The sequence below is a fragment of the Gramella sp. MAR_2010_147 genome, from assembly GCF_900105135.1.
GTDB lineage: Bacteria > Bacteroidota > Bacteroidia > Flavobacteriales > Flavobacteriaceae > Christiangramia.
Genome location: NZ_LT629741.1, coordinates 1,013,679 through 1,032,892, shown reverse-complemented (window position 1 = coordinate 1,032,892; position 19,214 = coordinate 1,013,679). Strand labels below are relative to the sequence as shown.

The window sequence follows — 19,214 nt, the reverse complement described above, 5'->3', positions numbered from 1 at the left end:
GCAATGAAAAATAAGAGTATCAAATTATTGATTTTTTGCAGCTTTCTTGGCCTGTCTGCTTGTACAGATCTGGAAATAGAAGAAACAGATTCAATTATTGCTAACCAAACCGGAGAGTTTACCGGAGTTGGTGATGTGCAAGGTGCTTTGGATGGTGTATATAACAGCATTCGGGGCCAAATTGAGAACCAGGGTAACTTATACGCCCTTCAAGAAGTTAGTACAGATGAATTATTAGTGCCTACCCGCGGTACAGACTGGGGTGATAATGGATTATGGCGATTGGTTCATGAGCATACCTGGACCGCTATCCATCCATTCGTACGTGATACCTGGAACGAGCAAAATCAAAATGTATTTAACGCTTCAGAAATTATAGATTCCCGAAGTAATCCGTCTCCAGCACAGGAAGCTGAAGCGAGATTTCTTAGGGCATTTAGTATGTTTTGGGTAATGGATCTTTATGGCCAGGTTCCATTCAGGGAAATTGATGAAGGTATTGATATTGATCCTCAGGTTCTAAGTAGGCAGGAGGCATTCGATTTTATTGTAAATGATCTAACCACGGCTTTACCAGATCTTGCAGATCCTTCTTCAATGGACTCTGATCTAAATTTTGCCTCTAAAGCTGCGGCTAATTTTCTATTAGCAAAACTGTACCTGAATAAAAATATTTATTATGGATCTGAATCTGTTGATGCTGCAGATATGCAGCGTGTAATAGATAATGTAAATGCTCTTGAAGCTAAAGGATTTGCATTGGAAGAAGGATATTTCGATATTTTCGCTCCAGAGTTAGATAATGAAACTATCTTCTTTACTACTTCAAGTGTGGGTAATAGAATTTGGAACACTTTACATTATAACCAAAATGCACCAGATAATACCGGTGGAGGATGGAATGGGTTCACTACGCTAGCAGAATTCTACGATCTGTTTGAAGGAGATGCTAACACGAATTTTGTTGGAGATGGGCAGGAAGAACGTCGAGGATTTGTTCCCGATGCTTCCACGGCCACTGAGGAGAATTTTGGTATTGGATATGGATTTTTAGTTGGTCAGCAATATGATGCTGATGGAACTGCACTTCAAACCAGACAAGGTACACCCTTAGATTTTACTAAACAATTACCTGGTCTTGTGGGTAATAATGAAAGAACCGGTATACGTGTTATTAAGTATCACCCATCAAATGGTTCATTTGCTAATCATGAAATTATTTTCCGTTTTTCAGATGCTTATTTAATGAAGGCTGAAGCGATGATGCGTATGGGTGAAGATGTGACCGAAATGGTTAATACACTTAGAGACTTGCGTAAAGCTTCCAGTCTTTCCAGTGTTTCTGATGCAGAAATGTTAGCAGAAAGAGGACGCGAATTATATGGTGAATTCTGGAGAAGGAATGACCTGGTTCGTTTTGGAGCTTTTTCAGATACATGGGAGTTTAAAAGTAATACTGATGCTTACAGAATAGTATATCCTATTCCAGAATCAGCGTTAATCTCAAATCCAAATCTTGTTCAGAATGAGGGATATTAATTGAAAGAATATTTCTAAAAAAGAGGGCTGTTTTAGCCCTCTTTTTTTATTTTTAACATTACATTAGGACAATTGAAGATGTCATCTTTTAAGCAATATGTTGCGAAATAATCTTACTATTTACCTTATTTTATGTATGCTTTTCTTTTCTTCATCATGTGAAAAAGAAAAAAAACTTTTTCAATTCATCCCGGCGGAACATTCAGGCATTCACTTTAGCAATGTCTTAAATGAAAATTCTAATGTTAATATTTTAAATTACCTGTATTATTATAACGGGGCCGGAGTTTCAGCAGAAGATTACAATCAGGACGGATATGTAGATTTATATTTCACTTCAAATGAAGCTAAAGATGAGTTGTATTTAAATAGGGGGGATTTTAAATTTGAGGAAGTGAGCAGCCTGGCACATATAGAAAACTCTTCGGGCTGGACTACAGGAGTAAGTAATGTAGACATCAATAATGATGGTTTAATGGACCTCTATGTTTGTAAAGTTTCTGGTCTATTAAATTTTGAAGGACATAATTTATTGTTTGTAAACCAGGGCAATGACAAAAATGGTGTTCCCGTTTTTTCTGAAAAAGCTAAAGATTATGGCCTGGATTTTAGCGGATTTTCAACCCAATCAGTTTTTTTAGATTATGATCTGGATGGTGATTTGGATATGTATTTGTTAAATCACTCAACTCATCCAAATAAAAATTACGGTCAGGGAAATAAACGTGAAGGCTTTGATACCAGGGCAGGCGATAGATTTTATGAAAATATAAATGGAAAATTTAAAGACATTTCAGAAAAAGTTGGAATTTTTCAGGGCGTTACCGGTTACGGACTTGGTGTAGGCGTAGGAGACCTGAATAGCGATGGCTATCCCGATATATATGTAGGAAATGATTTTTTTGAGAATGATTATTTATATATCAATCAAAAAGACGGAAGTTTTAAGGATATTATTTCTACAGAAACCAACGGTTTAGGTCATACTTCACATTATTCTATGGGGAATGATATTGCTGATGTTAATAACGATGGGTTCTTGGATATTGTTTCTCTGGATATGTTGCCTCGAGATCTCAAAACCTACAAGACTTCAGGTCTAGAGTATCCCTTCCAGACGTATTCCAATTATTTAAGAAATGGTTTTTCACCACAGTATATGCAGAACACTTTTCATTTAAATCTGGGAGGACTTAATTTTTCTGAAATGGCATTTCTTAGTGGCATCGCTGCAACAGAGTGGTCCTGGAGTGCTTTGTTTGCCGATTTTGATAATGATAGCCAGAAAGATCTTTTTGTCACTAATGGTATTAAGGGAGTGACAAATGATATGGATTATATTAAATATATTAGTAACGATAAGATCCAAAGACAGTTGAGTCAGGGAAAAGATGTGGATCTTGAAATTCTTACCAGGGAGCTTCCCGAGAAGAAAATCAAAAATTTTATTTTTAAAAATAATGGAGATCTAACTTTTGAAGATATGTCTTCAAAGTGGATACCCAACAATAAAAGTTTTAGCCACGGAAGTGTATATGCAGATCTTGATAACGATGGCGATCTAGATCTAGTAGTAAATAATACAGATGAGAAAGTCTATATTTTAGAAAACCTATCAGAGAATCTAAAAAATCCTGGTAACTATTTGAAAGTCAAGTTAAGAGGTCCGGAATCAAATTATTTTGGCATTGGAGCAAAAGTGACGGTATATACTGGAACTATTACACAGGTTCAGGAGCATTATTTATCTCGGGGGTATTTATCCTCGCTCGCGGAGGGTTTGCAATTTGGATTAGGAAAAAATATAGTAATAGACTCTGCTCAGGTAGAATGGTATGATGGTACTGTGAACATCAAACGAAACTTAAACGCGAATTCAACTATAAAATTTGAGTATTCTAACTCTAATAATGTAGATAATACTGCTAAAATAACTGATCCTTATCTACAGGATGCATCCTTACAATTTGGATTTGAAAAACATAAAGAACAAAATACTTTAGATTTTAATAAGCAGATTCTATCACCGTTCGCTTATTCTAATCTAAGTCCGAAGATTTCGGTGGGAGATCTCAATGATGATAATTTAGAAGATGTTGTAATTGGAGGCGGTAAGGGGCAGCCTCTTCAAATATGGATTCAAAATTTAGAAAATTCATTTGAACAAGTGAATGAAAAGGTTTTTGAAGCTGATGCCATTTCAGAGAATACTGCTCAATTGCTTATTGATATAGAAAATGATGGAGATCTGGATATTATCGTGGTTAGTGGTGGGAATGAATTTGAGGCTGGCAAAGCTCTTCAGCCAAAGCTGTATTTTAATACAGAGGAAGGATATAAAATAGATAATTCAAAATTTAAGGATATTAGTCTCAACGCTTCCAGCATTACTAAAGTAGACTATAATAACGATGGATTTGAAGACATTTTTATTTCAGCTAATATTGTTCCCGGAAAGCTAGGGGAGGATCCAGATCATTATCTTCTTGAGAATGATGGTAACGGAAACTTTCGCAAGGTTTCAACGCAAATATTACCGGAGAATATGGGGATGATCCAGGATGTGAAGTGGATGGATATGAATAGAGATGGCTATGAAGATCTTATCATTGTGGGACATTGGATCGCACCAACAATCTTTTTAAATCAACAAGGAAAAGGTTTTAAAAAACAGGTATCTAATATTGATGATTTTTCAGGCTGGTGGAATAGTTTAGAAATCGCTGATTTTGACAATGACGGAGACCTGGATATTATTGCTGGTAATTGGGGTTTGAACAGCAGATTAACTGCCTCACAGGAGCGCCCTATAAACCTGTATATTAATGATTTTGATGATAATGGTACCCCTGAGCCGATAATTACCTTTTTCTACGAAGACGAGGAAACAGTATTATCTTCAAAAGATGAACTGGATCAACAAATGCCATTCTTAAAAAAGAAATTTCGCACCTATAGCGATTTTGCCAATGCAACGTTTGAGGAGATATTCTCCAAAGAAAAACTAAATGGATCTATAAATAAAAAACTTACTGAACTTGCCAGCTGTTATTTTGAAAATAGAGGAAATGGTAAGTTCAGGAAACATAGGTTACCTCTCAAAACTCAGGTTTCACCTATTTTTGCTATCGAAAAATTCGACTTTGATAATGATGGTTTTGATGATCTTCTTTTAGGTGGAAATAACTATGAAATAAGTACACAATTAGGTAGATTAGATGCATCTCATGGGAGTATATTAATAAACAATGGCACCGGTGGTTTTGAAGTTTCTAATGAATCACCAAATATTTCAGGGGCTGCAAGGGATATAGAATCTTTATGTATTGATAACACCACATATTTTATAATAACTACTAACAATGGTAATCCATTGATATTAAAAAAGAATTAGCTGCATGATTAATGCCAGATCATATTTTAAAATTTTCAGTGTACTTCTATTTTTAATGCTGTGCTCCTGTAAATCTGATGATAAGGATAAAGAGGAAAATCAGCAAGAAATTGATAAGAACACGCTGTATTCTTTACTCGAATCTAAAGAAACAGGAATCAGTTTTATAAACGAAGTAAAGAATAGTCCCGACTTCAATATTTTTAAATATCGAAACTTTTATAATGGTGGAGGGGTTGCCATTGGCGATATTAATAATGATGGCTTGCCAGATATTTATTTGACCGCGAACATGAAACCTAACAAATTATACCTGAATAAAGGAAACTTCAAATTTGAAGATATTTCTAAGTCTGCGGGAATTGAAGGTAATAAACCCTGGTCTACTGGGGTAAATATGGTAGATATTAATAATGACGGTCTTTTGGATATTTATGTGAGCAATGCCGGGAATATGGAAGGTAATAATCACGATAACGATCTTTATATCAATAATGGTGACCTTACTTTTACAGAAAAGGCCGCTGAATATAATCTTGCTGAAACTGGTTTTAGCACGCACGCTTCCTTTTTTGATTATGATAAGGACGGCGATTTAGACGCTTATATTTTAAATAACAGTAATATTCCTGTAAGCAGTCTGGGTTATGCTGAACAGCGTGAAGTTCGTGCGCAGGATTGGGAAGGTGTTCCGAAAATTTTTCGTGGAGTTGGAGATATGTTGCTTCGCAATGATAACGGAAAATTTGTTGATGTAAGTGAAGAAGCTAACATTTACGGGAGTCTTATAGGTTTTGGGCTTGGCGTAATGGTGAGCGATTTCAATGATGATCTTTATCCAGATATTTATGTTTCAAATGATTTTTATGAAAGGGATTATCTATACATTAATAATCAGGATGGAACTTTTACTGAAGAAATAGAGAAGTGGACTTCACATTTGTGCCTTTCCGCTATGGGTATTGACATGGCCGATATCAATAATGATGGTCATGCAGATATTTTTGTAACCGATATGTTACCAGATTCTGAAGAAAGAACCAAATCTGTGATGGAATTTGAAGGCTATAATGTTTTCAAACTAAAACAGAGCAAGGACTTTTTTCAGCAGTATATCCACAATACACTTCAGCTGAATAATGGGAACAATTCTTTTTCTGAAATTGCACATTTTAGTGGGGTAGAAAGTACCGACTGGAGTTGGGCAGGTTTGATCTTTGATATGGATAATGATGGAAATCGGGATATTTACGTAACCAATGGAATTAACCATGATCTTACCGATCTTGACTTTGTAGATTTCTTTGCTAATGAAATTATTCAGAACATGGCGCTTACCGGAAAGAAAGAAGCAATAGATTCAATCATTGATAAAATGCCCATCACCAAATTGGCTAATTACGCCTTTAGGAACACCGGAAACTTAAAATTTAAAAACGCTGCTCGGGAATGGGGCCTTGGAACTCCAAGTTTGTCTAATGGTTGTGCTTACGGAGATCTGGATAATGATGGAGACCTGGATTTGGTAGTGAATAATGTGAATATGGAATCTTTCATTTATCGTAATAATTCAGATAAACTTGATAACAGAAATTACTTAAGGGTTCAGCTGAAAGGTAACAAAGAAAATAGCTTTGGAATAGGCAGTAAAATAAAGCTCTATTATGGAGAATCTATAGTAATGCAGGAACAAAATCCCTCCAGAGGTTTCCAATCATCCATGGACTATACCATGAATATTGGTTTGGGCGAGGTAACCACGATTGATTCTTTACGTATCATCTGGCCTAACAATAAAACAGAAATTCTATCAGATATAAAAGTAAACCAAACATTAGTTTTGAGTCAGGAAAATGCTGCTGAGACTTTTAATCCTAAAAAACCTATTCAACAGAAAGAATTGTTGGTGGAGGTTCCTAATACAAAACTTGAAACTCATCAGGAAAATAATTATACCGATTTTGATTATGAAGGGATGATCTATAAAAAATTATCTCAGGAAGGGCCAGCTCTGGCAGTGGCAGATGTAAATGGAGATGGAAATGAAGATGTTTTTATAGGGGGAGCCAAAGATCAATCCGGGCTTATTTATTTAAATAAAGGGAATGGAAATCTTTCCATAACCAATCAACCCGCGCTAAAAAACGATTTAGTATTTGAAGACACTTCCGCAGCATTTTTTGATGCTGATGGCGATGGAGATCAGGATCTAATGGTAGGATCTGGCGGGAATGAGATTGGAGAAGATGAAAATCATAAACCAAGACTTTATTTAAATGATGGTAAAGGGCAGTTTACGCCATCAAGCAAAACAGTCCCTTCCATAAATCAGAATATTGCTGTGATTGCTCCAAATGATTTTGATTCAGATGGAGATATGGATGTTTTTATTGGCTCCAGAAGTGTTGCTGTAAATTACGGACTCGATCCTCAGCATCTTTTTCTTGAAAATAAAGGCAATGGAGAGTTTGTGAATTCAACAGAACGTATCGCTTATGACGTGAAGTATGCAGGGATGATCACAGATGCCATATGGCAGGATATTGACGGGGATGATATTATGGACCTTATAACGGTCTCAGATTGGGGCGCACCTAAGATTTTTAAGAATACAGGGAGGAGGCTTTCAAACTTTAAAACAAATCTTAATGAATATACCGGATGGTGGAATACGCTGGAATCTGCAGATTTAGATAATGATGGTGATCAGGATCTAATTCTGGGGAATAAAGGATCCAACATTCCTTATAAAACTTCTTTTGAAAACCCCATGAAAATGTGGGTAAATGATTTTGATAATAATGGGACGATAGAGCAGGTGGTTACCCAACAAAAAGATGGTAAAGATTATCCAATTCATATGAAAAAGGAGATGATCTCGCAATTGGTATCATTGAAGAAAGAAAACCTAAAAGCCTCAGAATATGCAAAGAAAGCTATTACTGAATTACTGTCTAAAGAAAAACTCGATAATGCCCTTGTAAAGCAGGTTGTGATCTCAGAAACTATTATAGCAGTGAATGAAGGGAATGGAAAATTCACTATCAAAGAATTGCCAGGCCGTGTTCAATTTTCCTGTGTATGCGGAATTTCTTGTATGGATGTGAACAATGACGGAAATCTTGATCTTGTGATGGGGGGTAACAATTTTGAATTTAAACCACAATTTTCAAGACTGGATGCAAGTTTTGGAAATGTACTTTTAGGAGATGGTAAACTTAACTTTGAATGGCAAGATTACGATGTGAGTGGATTCAATATTAGAAATGAAGTAAAATTTCTAAAACGATTCAAAGATAAAAACGGAAAAACCTATATTATAGCTGCAGTAAATGATGAAAAACCCAGAATATTTGAAGTTAGCAATCAATAAATTAGTTCTATTTCAAATGCTGGTTATTTTTCTTTGTGGATGCACAAAGGAGGAAGATAAATTCTTTTCAAACCCCACAGCAAAGCTTTCCGGAATAGAATTTAACAATAAACTTACCAGTAACAGAGATCAGAATATTTTAGATTACTTGTACTACTATAACGGTGGAGGGGTAAGCATAGGCGATATTAATAATGATGGTCTGCCAGATATTTACTTTACAGGAAACCAGGTAAAGAATAAACTCTATTTAAACAAGGGAGAGCTGAAATTCGAAGATATTACTGGCAAAGCAGGGGTAGAAGGAAACAGTACCTGGAATACCGGGACTACCATGGCAGATGTAAACGGCGACGGACTTTTAGATATTTATGTCTCGGCGGTAGTTGGAGTGAACGGTTTTGTGGGATATAACGAACTCTATATTAATAATGGAGATCTCACATTTACAGAAAAAGCTGAAGAATTTGGACTGGATTTAGAAAATTACTCTTCACAGGCAGCTTTTTTTGATATGGATAATGACGGAGACCTGGACATGTACCTGTTAAATCATGCAATTCATACCAGCGAATCTTTTGGTCCTTCAGAAATTAGAAATAAGAGGGTATATGAAAGTGGTGATAAATTATTTCTGAACGATAATGGGAAGTTTAAGGATATTAGTGAAGAGGCCGGAATTTATGGCGGAGCTAACAGTTATGGCCTGGGTATAAGCACCGCCGATTTTAATAATGATGGATTCACAGATATTTATGTGGGAAATGATTTTCATGAAGATGATTATTATTATTTAAATAATGGAGACGGGACTTTTAACGAAGCCCTAAAGTCCAGTTTTGGTCATGTTTCGCGATTCTCAATGGGAAATGATGCTGCAGATATTAATAACGATGGTTTTATTGATCTTCTAACCTTGGATATGTTGCCAGAAAATGAAAATGTCTTAAAATCTTCTGCCGGTGACGATAATGAAAACCTTCATAACCTTAAAACTGAAAAATTTGGCTATCATCCACAATATACCCGGAACATGCTTCAGATCAATAAAGGAGCTAATTTTTTCTCTGAAACAGCTCTTATGAGTGGTGTAGCTGCAACAGACTGGAGTTGGGGTGCAGTTTTCGCTGATTTGGATCAGGATGGTTTACAGGATCTGTTTATAAGCAATGGAATTCCTAAACGGCCTAATGATCTTGATTATATAAAATTCACTTCTAATGAACAGATTCGAAAAAAGCTGGACCAAAGCACGCTGGTAGATAATGAGGCGTTGGATAATATGCCATCTGGAGCAGTACCCAATTATGTTTTTAAAGGTGAAAATGGCGGAATGTTCAATGATATGTCTGATGTCTGGATTGAAAATGATTCAATTATTTCCACAGGTCTTGCATTTGGTGATCTGGATAATGATGGAGATTTGGATATTGTGACCAATAATGTGAATAGTCCGGCAAGTCTTTATATCAATAATCATACTTCAGGAAATTTTCTGAAACTTAGCTTTAAATATAAACGAGGAAACAATTTTGGACTGGGCACTAAAGCAATTCTATATACCAGTGCAGGAAAGCAATTTAGACAGTTGTATACTACGAAATCCTGGCAGTCGTCTTCTGAGCCTATTATTCATTTTGGGTTGCCTAAAAATGCTGAGATTGATTCTCTTAGCATCATCTGGCCAGATCAGAGCCTTCAAACCTTAAAGTCTATAAAACCTAACACGGCTCATATTCTTACACCAAAAGCTTCAGATAAGAAAATTGATATTAAAGAATTATTCTATCCTAAAAAAGATGGCTGGTTTTCTAGATCTGAAAATGATTTTGGTCTGAGCTTTACCCATCAGGAGAATCTCTTTAATGATTTCGATGTTCAAAAACTGATTCCGCATAAAATGTCTGATCTGGGACCGGCAGTAAAAGTAGCCGATCTTAATAATGACGGTTTAGATGATGTGATTTTTGGAGGATCAAGATTCTATCCCGTCCAATCCTATATTCAGAATAAAAATGGTTTTGAGTTTAAAGGTCTAAATGAAGTAGAAAAGGATTCTTTGATGGAAGATTCAGATATTTTGGTGAAAGATATTAATAATGATGGTTTGGCAGATCTTCTTTTTGCTTCCGGCGGCGGAGAATCTATAGGGCGGGATGATAATCTTGTAGACAGATTATACCTTGGAACTAACGACAAAAAATTTAAAAAGGATTCTATTTTCCCTAAGATGTTCAGTAACTCTTCTGTAATACGTTCTGCAGATTTTGATCAGGATGGAGATGAAGATATTTTTATAGGAGCCAATTCTGTAAATTACAACTATGGAGCAACTCCAAAGTCATTTCTATTGAAAAACAATCATGGGAATTTTTCAGTTTCAGAACAATCAGAAATATTTGAGAATCTGGGAATGGTGAATGATGCCATTTGGATAGATTTTGATAATGACAATGATCTCGATCTTATTGCAGTAGGGGAGTGGATGGCACCAAAATTTTTAGAAAATGAGAACGGAAAATTCAGAGATGTTTCCAATCAAAAAATAAATGAGAAACTCAACGGATTATGGCAAAAAGTTCTTGCTGCAGATATAGATCATGATGGAGATATGGATCTTCTTTTGGGTAATTGGGGCCTAAATTCCAAATTTAAAGCTTCAGAAGATTATCCACTCCTAATGTATTATAAGGATTTTGATGATAATGGACTTACTGAAACTTTGCTGGCGACAGAAAAAGAAGGAAAATATTACTTTCTCTATGGAATGGATGAGCTTTCAGCGCAGTTAAGTCAGTTAATTAGAAAAAGATTTGCAACGTATAAAGATTTTGCCGGAAAGACCGTAACTGAAATTTTTAAACCAGAAGAGCTTAACGATGCTGAAATTTTAAAGGTACACACTTTATCTTCTGGATATCTTGAAAATAATATGGGTAAGTATAAATTCCGAAGGTTTAAGAATCAACTTCAAACTGCTCCTATCAGGGCCATGTTTAAATATGATTTTAACAAGGATGGTGTTGAAGAAGTGCTAATTGGAGGGAATTATTTTGGAGTTACTCCTTATCATGGAACTTTTGATGGAATGGGAGGTGCTATAATAATTAACCCCCATAAAATTCTGAATTCAAATGAAATTGGCTTAAATTTAACACAAAAATCAGTAAAGGATTTTTCAGTTATTAATATATCCGGTGAACCTTATTTACTGGTGACTGTTAATGATGGGAAAGCTGAACTTTATAAAATAAATTTTTGAGATGAGGAAGATTTTTTTGATCACTATTTTTATGATGATATTAATTTCCTGCAAAGACAGATCTCAGGAAATAATCATTACAGGTGATGATTTTCATGCAGCAAATGAAAATTTGAGCAAAACGATGGTGCACGATATTTTTTCACCTCCAGTAGCAAGCAGGGTATATGCCTATTCAAATATTGCAGCCTATGAGGTAATGTCCCAGTTCAATCAGAATTACAATTCTTTGGCTGGACAGTTGACAGAATTTAGTGCTGTTCCCAAACCAGATTCGAAAAATATAAATCCGCAAATGGCAGCACTTACGGCTTTTTACGAAATTGGAAAAAGTCTGGTCTTTACAGAAGAAAAGATGACTAAGAAAAGGGACAGTCTTTTTAATTCATGGAAGGAAAAAGATGAAGAGGTGTTTCTAGCTTCAGAAGCTTATGGGATGAAGGTGGCCCAGCATATAAAGAATTGGATGAGTCAGGATAATTATGCAGAAACCCGCACCATGCCAAAATTCACGGTGAGAACAGATGATGAAAGCAGATGGCAGCCAACACCACCTTCTTATATGGATGGGATAGAACCTCACTGGATGAAAATAAGACCATTTGTTATAGATTCTTCTAACCAGTTTAAACCTGCGCCACCACCGGAGTTTTCAATGGAAAAGGGTAGCAGGTTTCATAATGAATTAATGGAGGTTTATAATATAAGGGAAGAGATCGCTCAGGATGAAGAAAATAGTGAGAAGATGGCGATTGCCAAATTCTGGGATTGTAATCCATATGTATCTATTCTTAGAGGTCATTTGATGTTCGCGACAAAGAAAATAACTCCCGGTGGCCACTGGATTGGAATTACAAAAATTGCCTGTCAAAAATCTGAAGCTGATTTTGACAAATCTGTATATGCTTATGCTAAAACTTCCATGGCTATTGCCGATGCTTTTATTAGCTGTTGGGATGAAAAATATAGAAGTAATCTTGTAAGACCAGAAACCCTTATCAATAAATATATAGATGAAAGCTGGAGTTCTGTTCTACAAACTCCCCCATTTCCTGAATATACCAGCGGGCATTCTGTAATTTCTGGAGCTGCGGCGATTGCGCTGACTGATATTTTTGGCGAAAACTTTAGTTTTGATGACGATACTGAAGTTGATTATGGACTGCCAATAAGAAGCTTTCCTTCTTTTAAGGCAGCCTCAGAAGAAGCCGCTAATAGTAGGCTTTACGGGGGTATACATTATCGTGCTGCAATTGAAGTTGGTTTAGAACAAGGTCATCAACTGGGAGCTTACGTGATTGATAATTTGAAAATGACTAGTTCATCTGCTGAAATTGCCTCTAATTAACCTATGAAAAAGATTCTGTTGTTTTTTCTGATACTTCTCGTATCAGGTTTAGTCTGGTATTTATTTATTAAAAAATATGATTACGAATTTCAATTTGAATCTAAATACGGACCAGGTGTAGCTTATTATAAAATATCTGATTGGGAAAATTTTAGTCCTGGATCTAGTAAAAAAAATATAGCTGTAATTAATAGAACTCCATTTAAAAATATCACTCAAAGGATAAATGTTGGAGATTCTGGCGATTTTGAAATGTATTGGGAGTTTGAGAAAAAGAATGATTCGGTTACCAATATTAGTTTAAATGTGGGTTCTTCTATAAATGAATTAAAAAACAGGTTAGCTATAATTAATCCGTTCCAGTCCAGTATGTATATAGATACTCTAAAACAACGGATACTAGGCTTCAAAAATAGATTGAATGAGGTACAACAAACTTATAAGGTATCTGTGAAATCTGGTATAACCACTTCACCAGAGATGAATTGTATTTGTCATTCTTCCACGAATATTCCGGTAAAATCCAAGGCTCGAGAAATGCTGAGCACGATTGGTTATCTGGAAAATTATGTTCTGGAAAGAGATATACAACTTACCGGCCCGCCATTTGTTAAGATCACTAGATGGGACAGAGAAAAAAATTCAATAGACTTTGATTTCTGTTTTCCTGTGAATCTTGCCCAGGACATTAAACCTACGCCTGAAGTAGATTTTAGGGAAATGAAATCATTTTCAGCTATCAAAGCAATTTTTAATGGGAACTACAGACTTTCTCATGTTGCATGGTATGATCTTTTACATCAAGTAGAAGAACAGGAGTTGAATACTAATGCATTGCCTTTAGAAGTTTTTCATAACAACCCAAAACGGGAAATTGATTCTGAAAATTGGAAAGCAGAGATTTATCTTCCCATTACTAAATAGATAAAGTGTGAAAAATATTTCTATGGAATAGCAATTCTTAGTTTCTCTGGAAGCATTTTAATTTCGATCTTAGTTTCTTCTCCTATATATTCACCATCAATTTGAAAGGATACCGGCTTTTTACAGGTAATTATGGCTTCTCGTGCCGGGATAATTTCAACAAAATCAGGATCCAGCTCAGTTTCATTCTTTAAGGTTTTCAGAATTTCAATAAGATTTAATTTTTTAAAAATGAGGATCTCAAAAATACCATCATTTGGTTTTCCTTGCGGATTTACATTTGCACCAGTTCCGTATTTATTGGCATTGGCAAAACCGAGTAAAACCGCCTCAGCTTCTTTTGTTGTTTGTTCAGTTTGAATATTGAAAAGGAATGGATATTCACTTTGCATTAAGGTTGGAATGGATTGAATTAGATATCCGAATTTTCCACGTATGTTGGAACCTTCATAATTCTTAATAAGTTCAGCATTTATACCCAGGTCACTAATATGCAAGCAAATAATATCATTAAGACAAAGAATATCTATATTTAAATAATTAGGACCCAGAGCTATCTCTAATTGCTCTTCAAATATTTCAGGGAGATTAAGATTTTCGGCCATTCCATTTGCAGAGCCGGCCGCGATAATTCCCATGGTGATCCCGCTGCCCTTCATCACTTCAGCAACTAGGTTTATTGTGCCATCACCACCGGCAACGATAACTCGATCAATATGGTTTTTCTCTATCTCAGATTTAATTTTTTTCTGATCATCTTCTCCGGTAGTAGAGAACAGGTGAAGATTTAAATTTTCCTTTTCTATTTTTTGCTTAACATCATCAATAATCTTTTTCTTATCTGTCTGGCCTGAAATAGGATTAACTACCAATAAAACTTCCTTAAAATTCATATGCTAACCTTTACGATACGGTTAAAATTAAGTAATTTGGAATGAAGGAATTTTAAAAAAACGCCAATATTTTGAAGTTAGACCTTAAGTTATACCGGGGATATGTTAATGACGAAGAGCTTATTGTTTTTGGCCATTTATTCGAATCCTGGGCACCCGATAAATATAGTATTGAAAAAAGGGGAATTAAGCATGCCTATGCCATTTTGCATAAATTTAGAATTAAGCCTTTAAAGAATTTTGAAGTTCGATTAAAATTTAGGGATCTTGAAGTGACTACGAAAACCCAGGAAGATGGCTACTTCAGGTTTACCGTTCCGTTTAAGGCAGACCTGGAACCAGGCTGGCATCAGTTTGAAGTGAGTTGCAAGATGTATGAATTTGGAATGGTAGAATTGGGAGAGCTGTTAAAACCATTCCCGGGGAAGTTGGGGATCATTTCAGATATTGATGATACTTTTCTAATCTCTCACAGTAATAGTTTTTTTAAGAAACTCTATGTAATGCTTTCCAAAAACCTCAACAAGAGAAAGATCTTTGAGGATGTAGTAAAGCATTATAAACGATTAAGCCGGGCGGGGCAGGATACAGAACATGCTTCAAATTCCTTCTTTTATGTGTCAAGCAGTGAATGGAATTTATATGATTTTATCGCTGAATTTGCCGAATTACATGAGCTTCCAAAAGCAGTTATTAAACTCAAGAAAATAAAGACCGGTTTACGTGATTTTATAAAATCGGGGAGGGGAAATCATGACCATAAATTTACCAAGATCAAAGATATTATTTCTTTCTACCCACATTTGCAGTATGTTCTATTAGGTGACGATTCACAGCATGACCCATATTTGTATGAACGTATAACCAAGACTTTCCCTAAGAATATAAGAGCTGTTTATATAAGGCAAACTACTAGCAAACAAAATAAAAAGGTACAGAAGGTGATGGCAAATTTGGAAACGATGAATGTGAGCACCTGTTATTTTAGGGATAGTGAAAAGGCTATTCACCATTCTGAAAGAGAAGATCTAATATAATAAAAGCCCCCTGAAATGAAACAGGGGGCGTACAGGTGCTATATTATTTCTTTAGTTCCCAAGATCAAAAGTTTTTATTTCTTTAAATACAGGCAATTCCAAAGCTTCCATTTTAGAACGATACTCAGGCCATTTATTATTAAAGAATTCATTGGTAGCTGTTAATGCCTCTTTAAGCTCATTTCTGGCATGTTTTACCAGTGTTCTCTCAGTAATAGTTAAAGCATTTTGCCTGCTACTTACATAACCTCTTGCAATACCAATCCGAGTTTCTACCGTATTTTCCCTGTTTCTTACGATACCCTGTCTTTCATCTTTCTTACCTACGAATAGCGCAACTAGTTCTTCAATAGATTTATTGATCTCTTTACTTTCTTCGATCTCTTTTTTAAATTCTATTTCACCATTCTTTTGCTTCTTCAAATTCTTCTGAAATTGCTCTGCAATATTCTTACTTTCAACCAGTTGCTCAACCGCTTCTGCTGCAGTTTGAGTCATGTTTTCCAGTTCTTTTAAACTTATGTAAACCTCTTCGATTCTTTGAGTGGACACTTCCAGTCTTGGATCTGATTTTACCTCGATCATCTGTTCAGACTTTTGATCCCCATAATGCAATACAAGCCTGTATTTACCAGGTTTTACATCTATTCCCGAAGGCTCGTTCTTCTGCTCTGTGATTTCCCTTGATAGATGTTTAACTCCTTTTTCGTCCAGTCTCCAGATCATTGTATGAATTCCAGTAGTATCTGGTGAATTTCTTTTGAGAGTACGAATTAAACGATCTCCATCATAGATATTTAATTTAATGGAATCCCATGTGATCTTTGAAGCTTCTATAGATGTAGAGTCTTTGTCAATATCAGCTTCAATATTGCCAGATTCTCCTTCGCGTTTTTTTCGGGATACTCTATTGTCTCTTTTATTAGTTTTAACTGAGTTCTCCTTCTTGTTTATTAAGGTATCTTTTTTGGGAGCAACTTCAACGAAATAAGATAATCTTGCACCAGAACTTCTATTCTCACCGTGATACGTAGCATCTGCACCAAAACGACTTCCCGTTGGTTGCTGAGAAGCAGAATGGTATGCGATTGGTGGTTCAAATAATGCCACTTTCTTTTTTAGGATTTGACTATTTCCAGCGATCTCTCTAAAAGGTCTAATGTCATCCAACACCCAGGCAGCTCTACCAAAGGTGCCAATAATAAGATCCTGTTCCCTTGGATGAATTACCAGGTCTTTCACAGGAACAGTTGGAAATCCGTTAGTGTATTTCTGCCAGTTTTCACCTGCATTAAATGATATATATAGGCCATCATCTGTTCCCAGGAAAAGCAGGTTCTTTTCTTCTGGATCTTCTATAATACTTAGCGCATAACTTTCGGTGTCTTCTTCATCTACGATGCGGGTCCAGCTTTTCCCATAATTTGTTGTGCGATAAGCGTAAGGAGTATAATTGAATCTTCGGTAATCGTTAGTCACAAGAAGAGCTTCGCCTTTATTTTTATTTGATGCTTTTATCTGGACAATCCATGTACCTTTGGGAAGTCCAGGCATGTTTTCTGAAACGTCGTTCCAGCTATTACCGCCATCTTTCGTGTAATGTACTTTCCCGTCATCAGTACCTACCCACATCATATTTTTTTCTATTGGTGAAGGTTCTATCACAAGAATAGTCGTAAAGTTTTCAGCACCCGTAGCATCAATAGTAAGTCCACCACTTTCCTCTTGTTTTTGCTTCTCAGGATCGTCTGTGGTGAGGTCCGGTGAAATGATTTTCCAGGTAAGACCTTTATCTATACTCTTATGCACAAACTGACTTCCGAAATAAATAGTACTGTTATCAAAAGGATCAATATTTATTGCTGAATTCCAGTTAAATCTAAGTTCTACGTCAGGATCTGGATGGGTAGGTTTTACGGTATAATTATTTCCAGTTATATGATCATATCGACTCACATATCCTTGTTGGCTCATGCTCCAGCCATAGCGGCTATCATCTTTATCTGGAACCACATCAAATCCATCTCCAAAAGAGATCTCCTGCCAGTAGGAATTACGAATTCCCTGGGCTTTCCATACGTAGGCCGGGCCACGCCAGCTACCGTTATCCTGCATTCCGCCATAGACATTGTATGGGAATTCATTATCCACGGCTATATGATAGAATTGCGCAACAGGAAGATTGGCAACGAACCTCCATGTTTTTCCATAGTCACGTGTGATATTCAAACCTCCATCATTACCATCCATCATAAAACCACCGTCCTCTGGATGAATCCACCAGGCGTGATGATCTGGATGCACTCCATTGTCCACACCATATGCAGGCATTAAGCTTTCAAAGCTTTTTCCGCCGTCGTCAGATACATTTACATAAGTAAAAACAGAATATATACGATTGGAATTTTGAGGGTCTACAAAGATATCACTGTAATAAAATGGTCTGTTTCCAATCTCATCCTTATCGTTGATCATTTTCCAGTTAAAGCCACCATCCTCAGACTTGTAAAGTGCATTTTTCTTGGACTCTACAAGTGCATAGATAATATTAGAATTGCTGGGTGCAATTGCAAGCCCCATTCTACCCAGATTACCTTCCGGCAAACCATCTTCGGCTGTTTTTTCAGTCCATGTTTCCCCACCATCATGAGTTATAAACATTCCAGAGCCTTCTCCGCCAGATTCAAAGAACCAGGGATCTCTTTTATGTTCCCACATGGCTGCAATCAACTTATTGGGATTATTAGTATCCATCACCAGGTCTGCTGCTCCGGTTAATTTATTGGAATAAAGAATTTTTTCCCAGCTCTTTCCTCCATCCACGGTTTTATAAACACCTCTTTCTTCATGAGCGCCCCAGGGCGAACCTATAGCCGCTGCATATACAATATCTGGATTGTCTGGATGAATTACTACTCTATGAATGTGCCGGGTTTTTTCCAGTCCCATTCTGTTCCAGGATCGCCCACCATCAAGCGATTTAAAAATACCGTAACCACCATTCAGGCTGTTTCTTGGATTACCTTCACCAGTTCCAACCCATATTACAGAAGGATTGGATTGTTGAATTGCTACAGCGCCTATAGAAGCCGTAACCTGATCATCAAAAACTGGTGCCCACTTAACACCACCACTAGTCGATTTCCAAAGCCCTCCAGAAGCTGTACCCACATACATAATATTGGGATCTTTGGTTACCACATCAATAGAGGTTACCCTGCCGCTCATTCCACCAGGACCTATATTTCTTGGAGTTTTATTTTTTAATAGAGAAAGATCGATATCCTGCCCAAAAATGCTAACGGAAATTAGCAGAAAGGATAGACATAAAGTAATTTTTTTCATAGAATATTAAAGATGAAAATTAAAAATATGTCCCAAGATACAATTTTCGCTTTATTCTTATTTTCATTCATTAGAATAGAAAAAGGGAAACCAAAATGG

9 protein-coding genes are annotated in these 19,214 nt (G+C 36.1%); 7 read left to right on the top strand and 2 right to left on the bottom strand.

What is annotated here, in order from left to right:
- The first annotated feature begins 3 nt into the window (after positions 1 to 3).
- The 6 genes from BLT95_RS04585 to BLT95_RS04560 all read left to right on the top strand — a co-directional run bounded on the left by BLT95_RS04585 (position 4) and on the right by BLT95_RS04560 (position 13,840).
- On the top strand, positions 4 to 1,539 hold the full coding sequence (locus BLT95_RS04585) for a RagB/SusD family nutrient uptake outer membrane protein (RefSeq protein ID WP_089664957.1): 1,536 nt from the start codon (positions 4 to 6) through the stop codon (positions 1,537 to 1,539).
- A 136-nt stretch (positions 1,540 to 1,675) separates the two neighbouring features.
- On the top strand, positions 1,676 to 4,933 hold the full coding sequence (locus tag BLT95_RS04580; RefSeq protein ID WP_231896412.1) for a VCBS repeat-containing protein: 3,258 nt from the start codon (positions 1,676 to 1,678) through the stop codon (positions 4,931 to 4,933).
- Positions 4,934 to 4,937: 4 nt separating this feature from the next.
- Complete coding sequence (locus tag BLT95_RS04575) at positions 4,938 to 8,306, top strand: VCBS repeat-containing protein (protein ID WP_089664955.1); 3,369 nt, start codon at positions 4,938 to 4,940, stop codon at positions 8,304 to 8,306.
- Positions 8,287 to 11,568 (top strand): VCBS repeat-containing protein, encoded by a 3,282-nt coding sequence (locus BLT95_RS04570; RefSeq protein ID WP_347584296.1) that lies wholly within the window; start codon positions 8,287 to 8,289, stop codon positions 11,566 to 11,568. The genes BLT95_RS04575 and BLT95_RS04570 overlap by 20 nt, the downstream gene beginning before the upstream one ends.
- A 1-nt stretch (position 11,569) precedes the next feature.
- The gene (locus BLT95_RS04565; protein WP_089664953.1) at positions 11,570 to 12,916 is read left to right on the top strand and encodes a vanadium-dependent haloperoxidase; all 1,347 of its coding nucleotides are present in this window, start codon (positions 11,570 to 11,572) and stop codon (positions 12,914 to 12,916) included.
- A 3-nt stretch (positions 12,917 to 12,919) separates the two neighbouring features.
- Positions 12,920 to 13,840, top strand: coding sequence for a hypothetical protein (locus BLT95_RS04560; protein WP_089664952.1), 921 nt, complete (start codon positions 12,920 to 12,922; stop codon positions 13,838 to 13,840).
- Between the two features lie 20 nt (positions 13,841 to 13,860).
- On the opposite strand, the gene BLT95_RS04555 is transcribed toward BLT95_RS04560, so the two are convergent.
- Positions 13,861 to 14,733, bottom strand: a complete 873-nt coding sequence (locus BLT95_RS04555) for a YegS/Rv2252/BmrU family lipid kinase (protein WP_089664951.1) — start codon at positions 14,731 to 14,733, stop codon at positions 13,861 to 13,863.
- Positions 14,734 to 14,804: 71 nt separating this feature from the next.
- Here BLT95_RS04555 and BLT95_RS04550 point away from each other — a divergent pair, with 71 nt between their 5' ends.
- A complete protein-coding gene (locus BLT95_RS04550) occupies positions 14,805 to 15,770 on the top strand; it encodes an App1 family protein (protein ID WP_089664950.1) in 966 nt (321 codons plus the stop codon).
- A gap of 51 nt (positions 15,771 to 15,821) precedes the next feature.
- Here the strand turns inward: BLT95_RS04550 and BLT95_RS04545 are convergent, their stop codons facing one another.
- Positions 15,822 to 19,115, bottom strand: a complete 3,294-nt coding sequence (locus BLT95_RS04545; protein ID WP_089664949.1) for a hypothetical protein — start codon at positions 19,113 to 19,115, stop codon at positions 15,822 to 15,824.
- Between the last annotated feature and the right edge of the window lie 99 nt (positions 19,116 to 19,214).

What these genes read in the sequence shown, in the direction of transcription:
- BLT95_RS04545 (WP_089664949.1), bottom strand. Translation starts at nt 19,115, where the DNA reads ATGAAAAAAATTACTTTATGTCTATCCTTTCTGCTAATTTCCGTTAGC.
- BLT95_RS04565 (WP_089664953.1), top strand. Translation starts at nt 11,570, where the DNA reads ATGAGGAAGATTTTTTTGATCACTATTTTTATGATGATATTAATTTCC.
- BLT95_RS04555 (WP_089664951.1), bottom strand. Translation starts at nt 14,733, where the DNA reads ATGAATTTTAAGGAAGTTTTATTGGTAGTTAATCCTATTTCAGGCCAG.
- BLT95_RS04585 (WP_089664957.1), top strand. Translation starts at nt 4, where the DNA reads ATGAAAAATAAGAGTATCAAATTATTGATTTTTTGCAGCTTTCTTGGC.
- BLT95_RS04580 (WP_231896412.1), top strand. Translation starts at nt 1,676, where the DNA reads ATGCTTTTCTTTTCTTCATCATGTGAAAAAGAAAAAAAACTTTTTCAA.
- BLT95_RS04560 (WP_089664952.1), top strand. Translation starts at nt 12,920, where the DNA reads ATGAAAAAGATTCTGTTGTTTTTTCTGATACTTCTCGTATCAGGTTTA.
- BLT95_RS04575 (WP_089664955.1), top strand. Translation starts at nt 4,938, where the DNA reads ATGATTAATGCCAGATCATATTTTAAAATTTTCAGTGTACTTCTATTT.